The organism is Mesorhizobium sp., from assembly GCF_005063415.1.
In the GTDB taxonomy this organism is placed as follows: Bacteria; Pseudomonadota; Alphaproteobacteria; order Rhizobiales; family Rhizobiaceae; genus Mesorhizobium.
In genome coordinates this window covers 1-3,594 of sequence record NZ_SUEG01000266.1, presented here as the reverse complement: position 1 = coordinate 3,594, position 3,594 = coordinate 1, and the positions used below count along the sequence as shown (strand labels likewise).

At 59.6% G+C, this 3,594-nt stretch carries 4 protein-coding genes; 2 read left to right on the top strand and 2 right to left on the bottom strand.

What is annotated here, in order from left to right:
* On the bottom strand, positions 1 to 1,092 hold a 1,092-nt coding region (locus tag E5W70_RS31420), incomplete at its 3' end, for a pyridoxal-dependent decarboxylase (protein ID WP_292665148.1).
* Positions 1,093 to 1,715: 623 nt separating this feature from the next.
* Here E5W70_RS31420 and E5W70_RS31415 point away from each other — a divergent pair.
* Positions 1,716 to 1,844 (top strand): hypothetical protein, encoded by a 129-nt coding sequence (locus E5W70_RS31415; RefSeq protein WP_292665149.1) that lies wholly within the window; start codon positions 1,716 to 1,718, stop codon positions 1,842 to 1,844.
* Between the two features lie 224 nt (positions 1,845 to 2,068).
* Here the strand turns inward: E5W70_RS31415 and E5W70_RS31410 are convergent, their stop codons facing one another.
* Positions 2,069 to 3,127, bottom strand: coding sequence for a LacI family DNA-binding transcriptional regulator (locus E5W70_RS31410; RefSeq protein WP_292665146.1), 1,059 nt, complete (start codon positions 3,125 to 3,127; stop codon positions 2,069 to 2,071).
* A 161-nt stretch (positions 3,128 to 3,288) separates the two neighbouring features.
* Here E5W70_RS31410 and E5W70_RS31405 point away from each other — a divergent pair.
* A partial coding sequence (locus tag E5W70_RS31405) for a substrate-binding domain-containing protein (RefSeq protein ID WP_292665144.1) occupies positions 3,289 to 3,594 on the top strand: 306 nt, incomplete at its 3' end.

The window sequence follows — 3,594 nt, the reverse complement described above, 5'->3', positions numbered from 1 at the left end:
GCGCCACAACCGGTCATTCCCGACAATCCTCCAAAACTTCCGTTCGCTGTACGGCGTGAGTCGACCCGTTCCAGCCATTGCCACCCGCTGCTCAATTCGCGATGCTTTCGGCAAATCCCGCGTCAATACCGTTGCTGCTGCCTGGATCGCACGCTTCACGCCCGACTCGGTAGTACGAGCGTTGACCACGCTGATGCGCATGGCGCGACGGTTGCGCCACGTTGTGCCGGAGAAGAAAACTTCGCCGGTCTCGTTGATTTTTTGAATTATCTCGTTTGTGAAAGAGTCGTTTTCCTCGGGCGAAGCTCCTGGCCGGCCGAATCGGACCAAGCCCTGATTGAGCGTGGGCCTTGCAAGTATCTCCGCACCCGGCAGTCCGCCAATCCCTTCAACCAAGTCGGCGCAATGCACGCAACAACGGTCGACCAGAGCCTCTACCCCGCTGTGACCGAGTTCTCTTAGCGCAGCGTAAACAGGAATCCCGCGCGCTCGGCGGGAATATTCCGGGTTCCAGTCCGTCTGGTCGCGCGCGACGGACGTTGGCGCTACGTAGGACGCGCTCGAAGTCATTGCTGTGCGATGCGCCGTGCGATCGCGGACTATGGCGATGCCACAATCGAAAGGAACGTTCAGCCATTTGTGAGCATCGGTCGCCCAGCTGTCCGCCAATTCTACGCCGTCGAGCCGATCGCGGTATGTCCGGCTTGCGCGTGCGAACAAGCCGAACGCGCCGTCGATGTGAACCCAGGCGCCGGCTGAATGTGCCAGTGGGATTAACTCCTTGGACGGATCGCATGCGCCGATGTTCAGGTCGGCTGCGTTAAGCACGAGCATGGTGGGCCTGGAATCGCCCGAAAGCGCTCTGTCGAGCACGGCAGCAGGAACGCGCCCCTCATTGTCAGTTTGCAACATTTGCAAGGCGTTACGGCCGATGCCAAGCAAGCGCACCGCCCGGTCTATGGTGACGTGCCGTTGGTCGCTGGCCAGCACCCGCATCTCGGGTGCTCCAAACAATCCGTCATCCTCGACGTCCCATTGGAACCGCTTAAGCAACCCGACCCTTGCTGCGGCAAGGCCCGTCACATGCGCCATCTGGCAACCGCTGGTGAACGCTCCGTGATGCATCTCGTGGGAGGTCGAGCAATTCCTTGATCCATTCTCCGGCAACTTCCTCGATTACTGCGGCAGCAGGACTAGCTGAATAGAGCGCGGCGTTCTGGTCCCATGTGGCAACGAGCCAGCCTGCCGCCAGCGCTGATTCCAGGCCGCCGCCAAACACCCAGGCAAAAAAACGTCCGCCGGCATTGCCATGCATACCGCCAGCGGCATCCCTGGCTAGTGTCCGAATGACTTCCTCCGCGCTCCGGCCATCCCGCGGTAGAGGTCCGCCAAAAGATCGTCTGAGATCCGGCAAGGTCGCTGTCGCCCCAACCGGCCGGGTATCCAACCCCCTGATCCATTCACCTGCCGCCTGGCAAGCAAATTCTAGCGCGGCGCTCATCACCCAAGCCCTTTCGACAAGATGGAGACCCCAAATGAAGGTTTCGCCCTCACTGATTACTTTCATCGATCCCGATTGCCTCGACAAACGAAAAGGATTTAGCTGGGGCATCAACAGGTTTGGCGAATGAGGTCTGTTGTCCATCCTCAAACGCACACACTCATTGCCGAGTTCGACTATTCTCCTGGGCCTGGAGAACTCCCTCCTGCGAAGCGTGCAGGCGGTTGCCGATACCGGGAGCTTCGTTGGTGCCGCGCGAGTAATCCACCGGACGCCGTCAGCGATCAGCATGCAAAGTGGCATTCAGTGTCGGATTGCCGTCGTCCTCGAATGCCGACGCTAAATCGGCTGCATATGAAGGCGGGTACATAATGCAGGCCGAGCCCTGCCAGACGGGATCGACTCCGGCTGCAGCCGACCGGTTCAGATCAGAGCCGTGCCCGCGTCATGAACAGCCAAAGTGGTGCACCCCTTTGAGGTACGAAACGCCGTTGACTCATAACGACCCACCACGTGTCGGGTCTTGATACCTGCGTGAGCTGTGCAAAGACCGGCTCTCGGGGCGCGTCAAGCTATGTCCTTCAACGTGTCCAGCGGCCCTTTCAGAGCCGACCTCGGTTGGATCAACTCCGGCGCAATCAGGAAAATCTGCGGGGCCATCGGCGGTTCATTGATCAGTTCGAACGCCTTCGCAATCATCGCCTCAAAATTCTGCCGCACCATGATTACGGGGAAGGGCAGAAAAGAGGCGAATGGGTCATAGTCGTAGCAACCGACGACAAGCTCGTTGAACATCTCGGCCGGCCGGCCCGCCATGAAACGCAGCAGACCCTCCATATTGATTGACGAATTGATGAACAACGCGCGCGGCAGCTTGCCATGGCGTTGGCAAAACGCCTCGAAGGCACGCAATGTTATGTCGGGCGAATAGCCGGAGGACTGTACTCCGTCATCAGGGTCGGCGCCCAACAGCGCCTTTTTGGTCGCATGGAAAGCGGCGATGCGTTCGCGGCTTGCGTGGTCGTTGCGGCCGCCAAACAGAAACAGCTCGTCCGGCCGCAGAGAGTCATTATTGCCGAACTGGCGGATGATTGCCTCCGTCAGCATCCGCGCGCCCTCATAGTTGTCGCTGATCACCGAATGCGCCTTTGCTCCCGGTAGGTCGATGTTGATATGCCTCAGTCCCGCCGCCTCGCAGACCTCGTGCACGCCGTCCGGATCGGTAGCGCCGACGATGAACAGCTGGTCGATTGAGTAGGAGATCAGCGTCTCAGCGGTCCGGCGTTCCTCTTCCGGATCGCGGCTGGCACTGACCACGACCGGGCATTGACCGCGGCTGCGCACATGTCCCTCAAATGTCTGCGCCATGGCGGAGAAGTAACGATTGTCGTGGATGGGCAGCATCAAGCCGACCAGGCCCGATCGCGAGCGTCGCAAGCCTCGCGCCTGCAGATTGGTGGTGTACTGGTGGCGTTCGGCGAGGCTGAGAATTGTTTCGGCCGTACTTTCCTTGATGCGGCGCTTGCGCCAAGTGCCATTCAGCACCGCGCTCACGGTCGACGGCGAACTGCCCGATAGTACGGACAGGTCATAGATCGTCGCCTTCTTCTTGACCTGCTGATCCATCTGGCCCTCCGGAGCGTCTCTTTAGAGCAATATCTCGCTAGAGCAATATCTCGCTTGACGAGCGCATCATGATGCACAATAGTTAATGCACCATCGATTGTGCAAGCACAAAACGGTGGCGGAGGTGTGTTCCCGTTCGGAACGTTATGGGAGGAATACAGATGAAAAAGTTCATGATCGCGGCACTCGCCGCGACCCTTATGCTTGGCGCATCAGTGGCTGCCATGGCACAGCAGGCCGGCAAAGTCGGCGTCGTCGTCAAGATCGGCGGCATTCCCTGGTTCAACGCCATGGAGGCGGGCATCAAGGAGCGCGGTCAGAAGCTCGGCGTCGACGCATTCATGGTTGGCCCGACCAGTGCCGATCCGGCACTGCAGGTTCGCGCCATCGAGGATCTGATCGCGCAGGGCGTGAAGGTGATAGGTGTCGTGCCAAACGATGCGAAAGTGCTTGAACCTGTCCTGAAG